12 protein-coding genes, 1 rRNA gene and 1 pseudogene are annotated in these 17,700 nt (G+C 40.7%); 5 read left to right on the top strand and 9 right to left on the bottom strand.

The annotated features are described in order from the left end of the window. The first annotated feature begins 200 nt into the window (after positions 1–200). The 4 genes from FNZ24_RS15065 (at position 201) to FNZ24_RS15050 (ending at position 4,000) form a co-directional block, all read left to right on the top strand. The gene (locus FNZ24_RS15065) at positions 201–2,177 is read left to right on the top strand and encodes a heme lyase CcmF/NrfE family subunit (RefSeq protein ID WP_153915556.1); all 1,977 of its coding nucleotides are present in this window, start codon (positions 201–203) and stop codon (positions 2,175–2,177) included. Continuing rightward, positions 2,174–2,647 (top strand): cytochrome c-type biogenesis protein, encoded by a 474-nt coding sequence (locus FNZ24_RS15060; protein ID WP_228768509.1) that lies wholly within the window; start codon positions 2,174–2,176, stop codon positions 2,645–2,647. The genes FNZ24_RS15065 and FNZ24_RS15060 overlap by 4 nt, the downstream gene beginning before the upstream one ends. Continuing rightward, positions 2,640–3,224, top strand: coding sequence for a TlpA family protein disulfide reductase (locus tag FNZ24_RS15055; protein ID WP_153915555.1), 585 nt, complete (start codon positions 2,640–2,642; stop codon positions 3,222–3,224). The genes FNZ24_RS15060 and FNZ24_RS15055 overlap by 8 nt, the downstream gene beginning before the upstream one ends. Before the next feature lie 197 nt (positions 3,225–3,421). Then, the gene (locus tag FNZ24_RS15050) at positions 3,422–4,000 is read left to right on the top strand and encodes a nucleoside triphosphate pyrophosphohydrolase family protein (RefSeq protein ID WP_153915554.1); all 579 of its coding nucleotides are present in this window, start codon (positions 3,422–3,424) and stop codon (positions 3,998–4,000) included. Positions 4,001–4,172: 172 nt separating this feature from the next. Here the strand turns inward: FNZ24_RS15050 and FNZ24_RS15045 are convergent, their stop codons facing one another. The 7 genes from FNZ24_RS15045 to FNZ24_RS15015 form a co-directional block, all read right to left on the bottom strand. Next, positions 4,173–5,423 (bottom strand): YeeE/YedE family protein, encoded by a 1,251-nt coding sequence (locus FNZ24_RS15045; protein ID WP_153915553.1) that lies wholly within the window; start codon positions 5,421–5,423, stop codon positions 4,173–4,175. A 280-nt stretch (positions 5,424–5,703) separates the two neighbouring features. Beyond that, positions 5,704–6,723 (bottom strand): hypothetical protein, encoded by a 1,020-nt coding sequence (locus tag FNZ24_RS15040; RefSeq protein WP_153915552.1) that lies wholly within the window; start codon positions 6,721–6,723, stop codon positions 5,704–5,706. A 38-nt stretch (positions 6,724–6,761) separates the two neighbouring features. Continuing rightward, a complete protein-coding gene (locus FNZ24_RS15035) occupies positions 6,762–7,649 on the bottom strand; it encodes an alpha/beta hydrolase (protein WP_153915551.1) in 888 nt (295 codons plus the stop codon). Between the two features lie 98 nt (positions 7,650–7,747). Beyond that, the gene (gene ubiA, locus FNZ24_RS15030; RefSeq protein WP_153915550.1) at positions 7,748–8,629 is read right to left on the bottom strand and encodes a 4-hydroxybenzoate octaprenyltransferase; all 882 of its coding nucleotides are present in this window, start codon (positions 8,627–8,629) and stop codon (positions 7,748–7,750) included. Positions 8,630–8,827: 198 nt separating this feature from the next. Beyond that, positions 8,828–10,996 (bottom strand): DNA helicase II, encoded by a 2,169-nt coding sequence (gene uvrD / locus FNZ24_RS15025; protein WP_153915549.1) that lies wholly within the window; start codon positions 10,994–10,996, stop codon positions 8,828–8,830. Positions 10,997–11,383: 387 nt separating this feature from the next. Then, on the bottom strand, positions 11,384–13,153 hold the full coding sequence (locus tag FNZ24_RS15020) for a tannase/feruloyl esterase family alpha/beta hydrolase (protein ID WP_153915548.1): 1,770 nt from the start codon (positions 13,151–13,153) through the stop codon (positions 11,384–11,386). Between the two features lie 84 nt (positions 13,154–13,237). Further along, positions 13,238–13,567, bottom strand: coding sequence for a hypothetical protein (locus FNZ24_RS15015; protein ID WP_228768508.1), 330 nt, complete (start codon positions 13,565–13,567; stop codon positions 13,238–13,240). A gap of 4 nt (positions 13,568–13,571) precedes the next feature. Between FNZ24_RS15015 and FNZ24_RS15010 the strand changes: the two are divergent. Further along, positions 13,572–13,757, top strand: a pseudogene (locus tag FNZ24_RS15010) (EAL domain-containing protein); the annotation flags it as partial. A 201-nt stretch (positions 13,758–13,958) separates the two neighbouring features. On the opposite strand, the gene FNZ24_RS15005 reads toward FNZ24_RS15010, so the two are convergent. Next, positions 13,959–16,430, bottom strand: coding sequence for an EAL domain-containing protein (locus FNZ24_RS15005; protein ID WP_153915547.1), 2,472 nt, complete (start codon positions 16,428–16,430; stop codon positions 13,959–13,961). Between the two features lie 764 nt (positions 16,431–17,194). Continuing rightward, positions 17,195–17,310: ribosomal RNA gene (gene rrf, locus FNZ24_RS15000) — 5S ribosomal RNA — on the bottom strand. Positions 17,311–17,700: the final 390 nt, after the last annotated feature.

Here is a 17,700-nt window from a genome sequence, read left to right as displayed (position 1 = left end):
ATAGCTAAATTTATAAGATCAACCTCACAGAAAAACTTACACAAGGTAGTTAACCTCCAGGTTAGCTTATATTTAAACAATAAAATAAACGCTTTATTATTTAGCCACCATTAATTAACACTGAGTAAATATCAATAGCATCATAAATTAGATATGTCAGATTCAATTAATAAATATCAATCGAATATATAGGTAATAATATGATCCCAGAAATTGGACATTTACTTTTAATAATAGCAACGGGATTGTCATTATTATTAGCTATTATCCCCATGATAGGTTTAGCTAAAAACAACCAATATTTAGTAAGCTATTATCGCCCTATTAGTAATATGATGGTAAGTGCGTTTATAGGTGCAATTATTTGTTTAGGGTTGAGCTTTATTAGCAATGATTTTTCTGTTGCTTATGTTGCTGACCATTCCAATACCCAATTAGCTACCTTTTATAAAATTGCTGCTATATGGGGTAGTCATGAAGGCTCAATGTTATTTTGGGTGACAGCTATCGCGCTATGGACAGTCTTTATTTCTAATAGACATAAAAATGATAATCACGCCTTCTTTATCCGCACGGTGTCAATTCTAGCGTTAGTGATTTTTGGGTTCAGTTTATTCATCATTTTCACCTCAAATCCATTTGTGCGCATACTGCCAAACTTCCCTATTGAAGGACGCGATCTCAACCCTATCTTGCAAAATATTGGCTTGATAATTCATCCACCATTACTGTTCCTAGGCTATGTAGGCTTAACAGTGTGTTTTGCGGCTTCGGTATCGGCGTTACTCGGCAAACAATTTACCCAGCAACATGCACGCTATTTACGCCCTTGGGCCATTATGGCTTGGGTATTTCTAACCGGTGGTAATGCCTTTGGATCGTGGTGGGCCTATAACGAGCTCGGTTGGGGTGGTTGGTGGTTTTGGGATCCTGTAGAAAATGCATCATTTATTCCATGGCTTGTGTCTACCGCTTTAGTTCATTCCGTCGTGGTTACTGAACGATTCGGCCAATGTAAAAAGCTCACTCTATTTTTAGCTATTTTAGCTTTCTCGCTAAGCTTGTTAGGGACTTTTATCGTTCGCTCAGGTGTTGTGCAATCTGTGCATGCTTTTGCCGCTGATCCTACCCGAGGCATGTCTATCTTACTTATGCTTATCACTTTTTCAGGAAGCGCACTGGCACTGTTTGCCACCCGTATTCATCACATTAAATCCGTCGACCAGTTTGCGCTGTTATCACGAAATAGCTTAGTTTTGATGGGGAATTTATTACTAGTTGTTGCAGCTTTATCTGTATTACTCGGAAGTTACTACCCGATCATTTATCGTGTAATTACTGGGGTCACTATCTCTGTCGGCGCACCGTATTTCAACAGTATATTTGTTCCTATATTAGTATTACTCAGCTTATTGATGGGCCTAGGTCCTCTACTTAGGTGGCAGCAAGATAAACAAGAAAATCTAAAAATACCTGCATTTTTATTTGGGATCTCAATCATATTAGCGGCCATCATCAACAGCTCATTTGAACAAGCCAATGCATGGTTTTTCATTGGATTAATGTCGGTAACTTGGTTAGTGCTAACACTCATAATCGCCATTATCCAACATCAATTACATGCCTGCTCATTGATTAAAACTCGTCGTTTTTATGCCATGTGCATGGCCCACTTTGGTGTCGCTGTGGCTATTTTTGCAGGCACTGTGGTATCAAATCTTGAACAAGAAGAAGTATTAAGCATGGGGCCAAATCAAGGACGTGAGCTTGCTGGCTATACCTTCGTGTTTGAGAATACCCAGCAAGTTTCCACACACAGTTATGACGCATTACAAGCCAACATTCGAATCATGAATGAGGATGACAAAACAGTTGGCTATGCCTATCCACAGCGTCAAACATTCAAAACCAATGGTATGCAAATGTCAGCGGCAGGTGTCTACTCAACCATGGGCAAGGATTTATATGTCTCGATGGGTAATCAGCTTAACGACACAGAATACCTTATCCGTATTAGCTATAAGCCTATGGTGAATTGGTTATGGATTGGCGCATTGTTAATGATGCTAGCAGGCTTATGGGTTGTCATAGCCTGCCGTGACAGCAATGCACTAAAACACTCACCATGTCGCACTCATGCTCAAAAAACAGCTCGATTAGAGGAGGCAACTTCATGAATCTTTTCTATCGAATGATTAACAGCATGTTCAGCCCTATATCGGTGGCCATATTAACCGTGTTATTGGTATTCAGCGTACAAAATGTCTCGGCTTCAGAAGCACTATCTCACCGACACTATTCTGCTGATGAGAAACGCCAGTTAGGGTTTGAAATAGCCCAAGAGCTGCGCTGCCCAGCATCTGATAATCGCAACTTATTTGATTCTGAAACCCAAATAGCTAACGAACTTAAAGGGCATATCTTTAAAAAGCTCGATCAAGGTCAATCTAAACAACAAATCATTGATTTTATGGTCGCGCGTTTTGGCGAACGGATCCGCTACACACCAAGTCTTCATTCAGGCACATTAGCATTATGGGTCATTCCATTTGGCTTAATCCTGTTGGCTGCCGTCGGTGGCATTGCTTGGATTAGAAAACAACAAGCCACGACTGAAACCACATCCTACGAGAACCATTATGAATAAATTACTCCCGCTGACCATGCTACTACTCACAGGCAGTCTTCACTTGAATGCTGTGGCTTCACCGAATGATGTCAAAGTTTATGAAACAGGTGAGCCCGTGACAAAACCTATGGTTATGTCGCGTTTTGTTGAACTTCGTAATGCTCGAAAAATTAAGAGTATTGATTTTAAAGATCAACAACAAAACCCAGTCAACCTAAAGCAATATCAAGGCAAGTTAGTCATGGTTAACCTATGGGCAACTTGGTGTGCACCATGCATTAAAGAAATCCCCGCAATGCAGGCTATTAAAGATCGAAATCAAGATAAGGATTTTGCCTTAGTGCCTATTTCCATCGACGAAGACCCAAACAATATAAAGCCGTTTTTCAAAGAGCATGGTTTTGAAGATTATGCCACCTGGATCGATCCCGAAAAGAACATTGATTACATCATGCCAGCAGACTTATTACCTGCCAGTTTCATCTTAGATGGCCAAGGCAACTTAGTTGGTTTTGTGCGAGGCTACATTGATTGGACAGACGACGGTATTCAGCCTTATTTAGATGGCTTGATTGCCAAATATGCTAACAAGTAACAACAGCCTGATTTAACAGTTTCATCATCACAAAAGGTTAGTATTCAACCTCCGCCCTATCCCTGATTTTCTTGGGCGGTTCTTTTTATTCCTAAAGACGGCGGCCAATTTAACCTATGGGTCGCCGTTGTTCTTGTAGAAGCTATTTCAATTCATTACCATAATCGCCTATTTCTATTTTCTAGGCTTATTGAACCATGAAGTTATCTGTTTTAGACCAAGCGACATTTGACCACCTATACCGTGATATCAAACAATTCCGTAGCACCTTTGATTTACCTATCGAGAATGCTGCAAGCCTAGATGACAAAGCAGATACCTTACACACTTCATTGATTATTGAAGAGCTCACAGAACTTGCTGAGGCAGATTGCCGCGTTGAACAAGCTGATGCCATCGTTGATTCTGTTTACGTGCTTATGGGCCGTTTAGTGCACCTTGGTGCAGCTACAATGAGCGACCGTTTGGAAATCAGTTACCTAGTTGATTTATTACTGTGTGTTGCTAAAAACCGCGAAATTAACTTCATTGAATGCTGGGATGAAGTTCACTCAAGCAACATGAGTAAAGTGTGCCGCAATGAACAAGAACTCACTGAAACCATTGCTCATTACGCTAAACAAGGCGTTGAAATTGTTGGCAGCACTAAAGGTGAATTCATTATAGCCAAATGCGCTAAAGATGTGGAAATGGCAGGTAAAGTCGTTCGCCAAGGTAAGGTATTAAAATCAGTTTATTACCGCCCAGCTGATTTGGAAAAATTAGTGAAAAGCTAATCTCATTTGAGATTAATAATTAAGACTAAAAAGCGCTCTTATGAGCGCTTTTTTTATGACGAATAATCACTAATCACTAAGTGAACACTGAATTACTGCACCTATCAGCTTAGATTAAAACATTGACTAAGAGATTGATTAACCAATTGTTAAGCCATTCTATTAATAATTTTTAAGAAACCGCCCAGCGCTGAAAACGATTACCAATAATCCCGCCTAATATCAGCACCACCAAATACACCCAACCCGAAAGTGAAAAATTAGCGATTGGAGTAAATAAAGCACCCACATTACAACCATTGGCAAAGCGAGTGCCAAAGCCCATCAACAGCCCGCCCAAGGCAAATAAAGTAAACTGTTTATAAGAATGATTTAAGCGGAATGAAAATCGGAACTTACCCATAAACAATACCGCAATTAACGCACCTAAAAATATCGCCATGTTTTGTACTGATATTTCATGGTCAAAAAATGCCGTAGTAAACATGCCTTCCGGGCGATCAGTCATCGCAGTAATCGTTTCTAGTTCGACACCCAAAAACATCAGTCCTTTGGCAAACCAAATACCAAATGGCGTTGAAGCGCCCCAGCCTGCACCCGTACTAGCCATCATGATGCCAAATATAATTGCAATCACTAACGCTGTGGTGCGCATTTGCCATAAGCTGGCGAACCATGCTCTATATGTTTCCACACTCCACAACTTAAAGGGTTTGTCTTCTTGCTGAGCTAACTGTTGGCGGGCAAGTTCGCCATCGACACCTAAATACGATCCACTCTGGCGACGGTGGCTCTCATATTTTTTAGCAAGCACCACGACAATGAGTGCCAATAAAAAGGTCATGACCATCGCCATAAAGTAGCCATTCAATGGCGTATTAGCGAATAAGTCAGGTAAAAATACTCCTTTACCGTCAAAGCTTTGGGAAGAAATCCAAGTATCAGTTATCCACTCCTGGCCGCTTTGTAATGGAAAGCCAAAAAATACCCCTGCACCAAAAAAAACTAACGTGGTCGCGGCCCGTGGAATATCACTGACAAATTCAACCATCATGCCTGTGGCGCAGCAACTTGATAAACTCATCCCAGCACCAAACAACACCCCGCCTAGCAACAAACCCAAGTTGATTGGATTAATCCATAGATCAAACTGACTGTATCCAGTATTCATCAACAGGCCTGCATTGATAAAGGCCGTAATAACAAACATAAACATCAAGGTTTGTAAAAGTTGCGTTGAGCCACGTCGATAGGCACGATTAATACTTCCAGCAAAACCAATAGAGCCTTTCGCAAGGGCAAAACCTAAACTTAACCCTAGTAGTAACCGAAGAAACAACCCATCAGAACTAAGTAAAGTGCTCCCTGCAGCGAGAGTCACAATAAGTACGATGAGGCCAAACAGAGCTTGCTTGTTATTCATAGCTATAACATTTACCAGTATTCATGAAACAATTTGATTACAAAGCTGTTGATTTAAATAGCTTTTAACCGTTTTAAAATTTCGGTAATTGTGGTGAATCATCATATTGATGTCTATTGAAACCCGCCTGATTGATATACCCCTTTGGACTAACTCATGCCTGAAACAAAAAAATGCCACTCTATGAGTGGCATAGTGACTAGGATAATGAGTAAGGTAATGAATAGGATAATGAGTAAGGTAAATAATAAGCTGTCTTATCGGCGAGCTTTTATCACCTTTACGACATAGAGTCTGCCGTGTTGGATTGAGCAAACTCAATGGATTGTTGTAGCTTTTGCGGTTCATCCACCACTAACAATAGCTGCTCAATTGGCTCTGGTAATTGCCCCATGGCGCCAAAATAACGCTGAGTTTGGTTAAAATCGACCGTCACATTGGCGACATCACCACGGCCAACAAACAAAATATCTTCATCCTTGGTTTTGGTTGTTTCAGTGATGGTCACCGCTTTAATGTCAGCGATATTCACCATCAACAAGCCCCAAATACTATTGTTAATCACCAGTTTGTCATCATGAACATACAATGAATAATGCCGAGATATTCTGTAGTTCGCGATAAAGGTGAGAAAACCATAACCGACAATAGCCGACACCAGAATTGCCGCAATTTCACTCCAGTCCACTAACAATAAATACGCGATAGTCGATCCAATAAAGCATAAGCCAATCATTAGCCACATGAACCAAGCTTTGGCACTCAATAGTTTAATATTGGTTATTGCTTTGGGGTGATTAGCACTAAACTTAGGAATACTGTAAAACCAATTGGCCGCTTCCCCCGCCATGATCATGCCCACCATTTGGCTTTTCTCATCGTCACTAATATTCAGCGCTTTTATTCGTGGGTCGCCTTTTAGCTTTCGTGCTTGCCACAAGCCTTTAACCACACTGATGAGTAAATACATTTCCAGTAAGATAATGACCACTAATACGGGGTATTTTATCCACATCATAAACTCAAAATAACTTGCGATTTCAGAAGGAAAGCTCAAACGGGCCATCAAGGCACTTAAGCTGAGTATCATCAATATTTTCCATGGTTTTTGCTTACCTATATTGATAATTGCAATCCAATAAAGTATCGGTAAAACCAGAAAATAAAGCACGGAAATGCCTGTCACAACCGTCATTTCATAAGTGCTATTAAGCTGCTCAGGCATCACCTGAAAACCGATGACATAACTGATAATGGCTAGCGCTAAAAAACCTAAACGAAACTTAAGCGAACGTTTCAAAATACACTCCTTGCATGGATAAACCTTGAGCTAGCAGCTTAGTGCAAAGCCAAACTATTTTGTTGAGGCAAAAACCAACTTAAGCCCTGAATTGCAGCGGTTGGAAATGCCATGCTGTGATCCGCCTCAGCAATGACCTGTAATTTGATATTAATCCCCTGGGTCGCCGACAACCTATTTTTTTGCTCTAAAATGGCTTTAAATTCCTTCGCATCATTAACCATATCATGACCGAAATCTGTCAACTCAGCCGTTTCATACTCGCCAATAGCAATAAACACCTTGGCATTGATACTTTTAAGCATAAAGTCACTGCTGCGAAATTGCTTCATCAGTTGTTTATCGTTAAACCATAATGAAGGGCTACTCAGTAGGTAATGACTAAATAACTCCGGCTGAGTCAGTAAGCTATAGGCGCCAAATAACCCGCCTAATGAATGACCCACTAAGGTATTTTGGCTAGGAATAGTGCGGTAGGTTTTGTTGATGTGAGGCATCAACTTATTCGCAATAAAGTGTAAATGACGCTCGGCTTCACCGGTTTTACGTTTCCAGCTTTCATCTGAACTTGGGGTGTAATCACGAATACGACTTGCAGCTGGGCTCATGCCCTCTTGCCAATCGACCCCCACTAAAATCGCTTGCTGCATATTGCGCATATTCATCGGCAGCCGAGTCACTCCTGAAACCACTTGAAAGTTGTACATGGCATCAGTCATATAGACCACAGGGTAATACTGAGCGGGATCGTTTTCTTGATAGCTATTAGGCAGCTTAATAAACACCTTATAGCTTCGGTCTGAGTCTTCTAGCGTAATGGAGCTTGTATTAGGAATGGAAAAGGCATCATTTGCCTTTGCTGGTGTTGGTAAGGTTGATAAACATAACCCCATTACCGCCACAACCAGCAATAAAAAAGTGTGCATCAGCTATCCTTGTTGATGTTGTTTTAGCGCTATTGATTAAAGCTGAGCTCTGATTGACCCAGCTATTATTCAGGCTATTGTACCGTTTTCACACTAAATTAGTAGAGCAGTAAATAATCAGCAGCGAGTGCCGCGAACAAGGCAAATCCTGCCCAGTTATTATTTAAAAATGCTTTGAAACAAGGTGCACGTTCGCGGCCATAAATCAGATATTGCTGATAACTGCTAAACCCAATAAAAGTCGCGATACCAAGACCGAATAACAAGCCTCGATCCGCCGACCAGCCTGCCATGATAAAGCAGCCCAAAGCCGCTAATTGAAACAAACCAATCCATTGTCTATCGTAGCGACCGAATAAAATTGCTGTCGATTTAATACCGACCTTTAAATCATCGTCTCTATCAACCATGGCGTACATAGTGTCGTATGCCACTGTCCAGCACCAGTTGGCTGCAAATAGCCACCACGCTTCAATGGGCACATAACCAAGCTGAGCCGCATAGGCCATGGGGATTGACCAGCTCCAAACAATGCCTAAAAACATCTGTGGCATATTGGTGACCCGTTTCATAAACGGGTACATGATGGTGAGAATGATCCCCACTACAGAGAGCTTGACCACCAGCGGATTCAAAAATAGCACCAAGCTAAAAGCGATTAAAGCCATCACCACGAACAGCATCAGGGCTTCTTTACTGCTCACTTCACCTGAAGCTAATGGACGGTTTTTAGTTCGCTCAACATGGGCATCGAGCTTTCGGTCGGCAAAGTCGTTAATCACACAGCCACAAGCACGCATGATAAACACACCAAATACAAAGATAACCAGTACCTTTACATCAGGCATGCCACCCGCTGCTAGTACCAATGCCATTAGGCAAGGCCACATTAACAGCAAAGTTCCAATGGGTCTGTCTAATCGCGTGAGGCGTTGATAGACCGAAATCTTTTGTTTTAGCGTCCATGAGGATACTGCCATGGCTAACTCACTCCCACTCTTTGAAGCTCTATTACTTCTTATTCGCCGCGTTAATTGGCGTTATTTATGTGTGTTGGCCAAATGAATAATTTAACACGCTATCGCAATTTTAAAACACTTGTTTATCTCTAAAAATCGCTATTGACGATCATTTAATCGATTTCAAACTTTTGTTAGCTGCGGCGATAACAAACACCATTAACAGGCTTCTAATTTTGCCAGTGACACCAGTAACCACTTACTGCCGAAATCAGTAAAGTTAACCTGAACTCGGGCTTTATCTGCAGTGCCTTCAAAGTCAGTCACTATGCCTTGACCAAATTTAAAGTGCTTCACTTTTTGGCCTACTTTAAAACCACTGTCATTAGCAATTGATTGACGCGGTACATTAAAGCGGCTGCTCATTGCTGGAGCTGACACCGAGGCTTTCATGCGTATTTCTTCGACGTATTCCGATGGGATTTCACCAATAAAGCGTGAAGGACTGGCGTAATCTTCACGGCCATAAATGCGGCGTGACTCAGCGTAACTGATATACAGCTTTTGCATTGCTCGGGTCATGCCCACATAACATAAGCGGCGCTCTTCATCTAAGCGATCGCCTTCATCCAATGCCATTTTACTTGGGAAGATCCCTTCTTCAACGCCCGCCATAAATACCACTGGGAACTCAAGCCCTTTGGCTGAGTGCAATGTCATTAACTGCACCGCATCGGTAAATTTATCCGCTTGGCCTTCACCCGCCTCAAGAGCTGCATGGGACAAAAACGCATTTAGCTCGCCCATATCTTCCAGCTCTTCTGGCATCTCAAAACTGCGTGCAGCGGTGACTAATTCGTTTAAGTTCTCTACGCGAGATTGGGCTTTTTCGCCCTTTTCTGCCTCGTACATGGCGCGCAAACCAGAACGCTGGATCACGGTATCGGTCATACTATATAAGCTCATGTCATCGGTGTCGGTTCGCATACCAATCACTAAATCCATAAAGCCATTTACAGCATTCGCCGCACGACCCGTTAATACTTTTTCTTCTATCAATCTGACACTGGCTTGCCACATAGTCATTTCTTGCTGACGCGCTGTGGAGCGAATGATCTCTAATGTACGGTTACCAATGCCACGGGTTGGCGTGTTAACTACACGCTCAAAGGCCGCATCGTCATCTTTGTTATTGATAAGACGCATATATCCCATGGCATCTTTAATTTCTTGGCGCTCGAAGAAGCGTAAGCCGCCATAAATTCGATATGCTAAGCCTTTATGTAAAAGCGCTTCTTCCAGTACACGAGACTGGGCGTTGGAGCGATATAAAATGGCGCAATCCGCTAAGTTGCCGCCTTTGGCATGCCACTCAGCCATCTTACCGACAATAAAACGCGCTTCATCCATTTCGTTAAAGGCGCAGTACACAGAAATAGGCTCACCCGCCTTATCTTCAGTCCACAGCTTTTTGCCTAAACGTTCAGGGTTATTGGCAATCAATTCATTTGAGGCATTCAAAATATTCGCCGTAGAGCGATAGTTTTGCTCAAGTCTGACGGTATTTGAGCCTGGGAAATCAGTTAAAAAACGATGTAAGTTTTCAACTTGAGCGCCGCGCCAGCCATAAATCGACTGATCGTCATCACCCACAATCATCACATTGGCTGACTTACCCGCTAACACTCGGATCCACGCATATTGAATGGCGTTGGTATCTTGGAATTCGTCCACCAAAATGTGCTTAAAGCGCTCTTGGTAGTGGGCTAACACATGGGGCTTATTGAGCCACAACTCGTGTGCACGCAATAATATTTCCGCAAAATCAACAAGACCTGCACGATCACACGATTCTTGGTAAATTTTGTAGATGTTTAATAAGTTTTGCTCAATAGGAAAGTTGCCCGCATCAATATGCTTAGGGCGTAATCCTTGGTCTTTTTTGCCGTTAATGTAACCTTGGCACTGACGCGGCGGATATTGCTTTTCATCTAAATTGAGGCTTTTAAGAATACGTTTCAGTAAACGCAATTGATCGTCTGAATCAATGATCTGAAAACTTTGCGGTAAATTCGCATCTTGATAATGGGTACGTAATAAGCGGTGAGCTAAGCCATGGAAGGTACCAATCCACATACGGCCCATGTTTGTGCCAACAACCTTTTCCACACGTTCGCGCATTTCTGCCGCCGCTTTATTGGTAAAGGTTACCGCTAGAATGGAGTATGGACTTTGTTGTTCAACCTGCATTAGCCAAGCAATACGATGGGTTAATACCCGAGTTTTACCACTGCCTGCGCCAGCCAAAACCAGCATGCTCGACAGAGGCGCACCTACTGCTTCGCGTTGCATTTCGTTTAAGCCATCTAATAATGATGATACGTCCATTGGTCCTCCCAAAAATCAAGCGGGCAGTATATCAGTTCAATGGCATCTGATCCTAGAGTGCAAGGAGGCTTAATCGTATAAGCACGGATAACAAGCGATGAATATCTTAATTAACGTTCATTGATACTCAATTAAGAAGGGGATAATGAGCTAACTGTGAGTTTATATTAACGTTTGGTAACTCTTAATAGTGTTTGATAGTGATGATTAATTTTTAATAATAAGTATTTTAAGAACAGTAGCCATTAGCAAAATTTATCTCAGCGTCTTAATACATTATTTTGGTTAAGTGAATGAGATTGCTTTAGAAAGCTCTATTGGATAAACAGAGCTTTATAAACGTTTAAAAGTTAAATATTGATGATGGTTTAAAAACTAGCTTTAGGGTTATTTACAGCTGAAGCTTTCGGCACTGTCGATATCACCGCTGCCATCGTAGGTAGAAACTTGTGGAAAAGGACAAAGAGGGCGTGAGCGATCTTTAGCCCAATTTTCAGGTAATTCACTATTGGCTTCACGGGCATTAGCTATTATAGATTCTGGCGCAGTTCCAGTTTCAACCCAAGCAACAATATCATCAAGAATTGTATTTACTTGGTCTGTAGAAGGGCCACTCCCACAATGATTCATACCAGGGATCAAATACAATTTAGCGAATTCATCAGCCTTGCCACCATTGGCATCATCAACCGCTTTATACCAATCAATGGAATTTTGAACTGAAAATACGGGATCGGCAGAGCCATGAAGCAAAATCATTTTTGCGCCACGTTCACGCAGGACGGTGTAGTGAGTTTCGCCACCTAGAGCCATAAAAGACATTGAAGATTCAGGGAAGTCACTGGTTGTTGCATTAATTAACTTTTCAGCCTCATCCATATCAAGTCCTACAGCGTAATTGTAAGCTTCTATCAAGCCTGCATCCCCGCGTGTGTTGTAATCATCAAACTCAGTTGGTGGCGTAGAAAATACAGTTGCAACGGTTCCTGAATCTCTACTAAAAGCGGCTGACATTTCCCAGCTTGCCCATCCACTTCCACCAATACCTGAGTCGTATGGAAAGTTGGTGTAAAGTGCCGTTCCTGCTGAGGTTTGAGGTCCTGCCATAATATTGCTTAAAGCCATTTTTTGCACAGACGTTAAGCAACTGCCATCGCGTTTATCTGAGCAAAGAGCTACATCGCGTTCCATATCAAAAGCAAGTTGGCAGCCGACTAAGTCACTGATGATGCCATCTTCCAAACCGTCTAAGGCATCGCATTGTTGCGTAATGCTGGCAGCTAATAAATCATATTCTTCTGCTGATACGGTTTCTTCAATTGCAGCAGTGATTTCATCTGCAGTTGTTAAAGGTGTATTCGTTGGAATTAAAGTCTCAAATTGCTGAACTCCATATAGTTGCGCCACCGCAGCTTGTGGTAGGTCATTTCCAGGATCACCGACTAAAAAACCATCATACATTTCTGGAAAGCGGGTTGCTGCTACCATAGAGTGGCGCCCTCCATTTGAGCAACCTGCGAAGTATGAGCGATCGGGCTCTTTGCCGTAGGCATTTAAAATTAATGACTTAGCCATTGGGGTCAGCTTTTCTACTGCACCATAGCCATAGTTAATGCGCGCTTGATGGTCTAAGCCAAAATATTGTTCACCATAACCTTCATGACCAGCATCAGAACTGATAACTGCAAATCCTTTATTTAAGGCACTTGCGTCGTAAGAAACTGTATTCATAAAGCGGCCAACAGCTTTGTTCACACGACCGTCTAGGCCACCATTAGCTTGATACAAAAAGCGACCATTCCAGTCGGCTGGCAAACGTACTTCAAAATTAATTGCATATTCTTGTGTCTCAATTCCTTGAAGGCCTTTACCTAAACGTTCTTCCATTTTTCCTGTCAAGATACAGTGAGCAGGCGACTTAAACATTTCACCGCGACCGTCATAATCAATTTCTCCGGCTTCGACAAGCTCGGCGGAAGTTATGACTGTATCTGTAAAAGAAAACTGTTCAACGAGTTCGCTGCAATCTAGCAATTCAGCTGGTTGCGCCTCTCCAAGTATGGGTAAACTTGTCGTATCGTTATCACTACTATTACAACCGCTGATAGAAAGTGACACCGCAATTGAAAGCGCAATAGTGCTTAGTTTCTTCTTCATAAGAAACTCCTATTATTAGATTAAAAAAAGGGCCGCAGGGAGACGGCCCTTTGCTATGGGGATATATGATGATGAAATTGGGGTTTAGATTTCGAACTTGTAGTAGACGTAAAAACGTGTGTCCGTGAGGTCATCGCCAGTCGCATAATTAACAATGGCGTGACGAGCACGCAGGCTCAAACCTTCCACATATTCGTTCATATCGTAACGTACAGATATGTCAGTTTCGTCGATGTCTTTGCTTGCATCACCATCGACTTCGTAGCTAGCATAATTTAAGTATGCGCTTACTCCTTTGAGTGCAGAACTCGGTGCAAAGCGATACGCTAGTTGAGCAGCGTATGCATCTTCATTTGCTCTAGCTGACTGAACAACCTGTTGAATGATGACCTTCTCGTCACCAAAAGGAGCCACGATACAGTCATTTGTGTGTGATATTCCGTTTGACAGTAACAATACAGCTATAGCGAAAGCCATTATTGTTTTGGGTCATGCATTAAAGTTAACTGTTATTGCGGAAGGTGTTGAAACCAAGGAACAGGCTGCTTTTTTATTAGAAAACGGCTGCGATCAAGCGCAAGGATATTATTTTAGTAAACCATAAGTGGCGTCTCTATTAACCGAACAATTACCTTCAATTTAATATGCAGCGTATTGTCATAATTTGAATAGGTAACWTCTTAGTCATAGGTTCATATAAACCTCATTAAAAAAGCGATAATTTTCATTATCGCTTTTTTAATGAGGTTTATATGAACCTATGACTAAGAAGTTACCTATTCAAATTATGACAATACGCTGCATATTAAATTGAAGGTAATTGTTCGGTTAATAGAGTCGCCACTTGTGGTTTACTAAAATAATATCCTTGCGCTTGATCGCAGCCGTTTTCTAATAAAAAAGCAGCCTGTTCCTTGGTTTCAACACCTTCCGCAATAACAGTTAACTTTAATGCATGACCCAAAACAATAATGGCTTTCGCTATAGCTGTATTGTTACTGTCAAACGGAATATCACACACAAATGACTGATCAATTTTAAGCACATTGATGGGTAATTTCTTCAGATAACTCAGTGAAGAATAGCCTGTACCAAAATCGTCAACTGATAATTGAATACCCAGGTTCCCTAACCTTTTTAAATCCAATATTACTCGTTCAGGTTCGTACATCATGCAACTTTCTGTCATCTCTAATTCGAGCAATTCTGCAGGAAAGTTAGTTTCAAGCAGAATGCGCTCAACATTGTCAATGAAGCTAGTACGCTGAAATTGTATGCTCGCAACATTCACAGCTAAATGTCCAAAACGATAACCAGCATCAAGCCACTCTCTACCTTGCTTACATGCCATTGTTAATACTTGCAAACCAATTTCATGAATAAGGCCAGTTTTCTCTGCGATTGGAATAAACTCAGCAGGAGAAATTAATCCATATTGAGGATGTTCCCAACGTATTAGTGATTCAAGTCCAACTAATTTACCCGTCACTAAGGAGAGTTTAGGCTGATAAACTAAGTGAAATTGCTGTTCTTGTATAGCCTCGTGCAGTGCACTTTGAATTTTAACGTGCTCTACTGAATTCATCGTCATTGTTGAATCATAGAACGTAATGTTGTTACGGCCATTTTGTTTAGCAATATGCAGTGCTGTATCAGTGTTTTGTAATAAATGTTCACTGTTTAAAGAGTCATTAGGGAATATTGAAACCCCCATGCTCAATGTCACTCTAATCAATGGGTTATCTGCCAATTTGAAAGGCTGTTCGATTAGACTTTTTAACTTGTTGATATGGCTGATTGCCATTTCATTTTGCGTAATATCTGAGAGTAAAATAACGAACTCATCACTGCTTAATCGACCAACAACACAGTGCTCATTACTTAGCTCAGATAACCTTTGCCCCACTTCAATAAGCAGCAAATCACCCACTTCATGACCTAAGCTATCATTGATATGTTTGAAGAAATCGATATCGAAAAATACTACAGCGAGTTGAGTTTGTTGTTTAAAAGCCCGATCGACTTGTTCTTGTAGCTTAGAGCGAAATAAGACTCGATTGGGTAACTTGGTTAGTGTGTCGTAATACGAAAGATTAGCTAACTTTTCTTCATTTCTCTTCTGGGCGGAAATATCCGCAAATACTGCGACAAAGAAATTTATTTGATCCTGTTGACCGTATACAGCATTAATTGTGACTGATTGAGGAAACACTTCTCCTGTTTTACGTTTATTCCAGATCTCCCCATGCCATTTACCTTTAACTAATAAGGTATTCCACATTTGCGCAAAAAATAAATCGTCATGTTTTCCAGAGTTTAAAATACGCGGGTTTTGACCAACAGCTTCTTCACGACTGAACCCAGTTATTTTGCTGAATGCCGCATTTACTTCTTTGATCTCGCCATCTCTATCAGTAACCAACACTCCTTCAACAGTATTTTCAAAAACACTTTCCGCTAACATAAGTTGAGTTTGCGCTTCTTTATGCCGACCAATATTACGGGTAATTCCTATCACGCCAACTAATTCATTATTGGTATCTAATAACGGCGCTTTTGTTGTTTCTAACCAATGTCTTTTCTGTTGCTGATCAATTCGTTCACACTCACCAACGACAATGGGTTCATTTGCATTAATAGCTTGATAATCACCACTTTTAAATAACTCTGCAGTCGTAGCATCAAATAATTCTTCATCGTACTTACCAATAATTTCTGAATGAGTTTTGTTCCAAGCAAGGCCGACACTCTCATTACATACAACATATTGGCCATGAAGATTTTTTATCCAAATGTGTTCTTCGAAAGAATTGATGAAATTTTGAAGATTCATTGCGGCAGGGATCGTTAATTCAGGCAAAGCTGAAGTTTGACTTAACAGCTGATTATAACTTAGCGATAAGTTTTCTACTGTTAAAGATAAAAGAGCTGATAAAGAATTGTTAACTAGTGAATTAGTCAGTAGCGCTAAAATAGCTATTGGAGTGTTATCATCATCTGAGATGACTTTTAAATATAAGAAATAATTTTGATCTTGAAATTGTAAGCTAATTTTATCTGAATCAATTTGTGGTAAAGGTAACTTACTGACTAAACGATATATTTTATCATGTAGAATTTCACCTGATGGCTTACTCAAGCTTTCACTACTTACTGACAATTCAAGGAGATTGCTATCCCCCATAGAATAGATATATACATTTGATTTTAACGCCTCAGCTGTTAAATCAATGTTGTATTGCCAACGTTGTATTATCGTTTGAGTCAGTTTTTGCATTATAAATCTTATCTCCACCAAGCTGGCAGTTAACAAGTGTCAGATTATATAATCAAAATTGATAAAAAGAATAATCAAATACCGTATATGCCTACTAGATCAGTTTACCGTTAAAAACCATACCACATTGACGACACAGAAACCGTCACAAAAATAACAAGCCCAACAAAAAACTTACAACACAAAATTCTTGAAAGAAAACGAAATAAATTTGAAGCTTACTGTGCTTTTAAATGAAACTGAGGCCAATATAATTTGCAAGCCATTAATTATTATAAATAAAGCGACCGAATTCTTAAAACATTGAAAGGATTAGATTAATACTAGTTAATTAGATATGAATTTATTACCTAACAATCTTTTAAAAACGTCAACAGCTCAGGTTGTAGCTAAATTCAAGACACAAAAATTCTCGCTATATCAATAACGGGCTATCTGCTCTCTTAAAAGAGAAATTAGCAGCTTGGACAAGACCTAGTTATTAATTTTCATAAAGGCACATGGGCATATCGTCTATTCTATCTGTTTCAACAAGCTGCTAGATCAGATAGCTTCCTCAAATTACAAACACAAAAAAGCCCGCTATATCGTAGCGGGCTTCGTCATTCTCGATTAAGAGAAATTTGGCGCTGGCAATGACCTATTTTTACATGGGCATATCGCTCACACTATCAACTGTTGATGTGTCTAAACCTGCGGTTGAACTTTTTTTAGGCAAAGAAAAAGCCCTAACACATTGTGTTAGGGCTTTATCAGTATTAGGCGCTTGGCAATGACCTACTTTCACATGGGGAGACCCCACACTATCATCGGCGCTATTGCGTTTCACTACTGAGTTCGGGATGGGATCAGGTGGGACCACAATGCTATTGTCACCAAGCAAATTCGGGTGTTAATCGCTGTCGCAATTAACTAAATTCGGAAAGCTGTTCTTTGAGTTTCGAGTACATGGATGTACTTGATGTCATCAATGCAGGAGCATTTTATGACGATACTTTATTAAGCGCTTTATTTTCTTCACTAAGTCTTACTTAAACAGTAAGCAATAAATCTAGTTACCACACATGATGTTGCCATCAAAACCCATTTGGGTTGTATGGTTAAGCCTCACGAGTCATTAGTACAGGTTAGCTCAACGCCTCACAACGCTTACACACCCTRCCTACCGCGAATAAAACGACTGAAATTAATAAACTCAGGCAAACAAGAGTAATGGGTAATGATGCGATAATTTCGTTGTTTTTGATTTGAAAGCCAAGAGGCAAGGTTG

Origin of the sequence: Shewanella sp. TC10 (assembly GCF_009663145.1) — a bacterium.
Lineage (GTDB): Bacteria > Pseudomonadota > Gammaproteobacteria > Enterobacterales > Shewanellaceae > Shewanella.
Note: the sequence above shows the minus strand (reverse complement) of the source record. Positions and strands in the feature narration are given on the sequence as shown.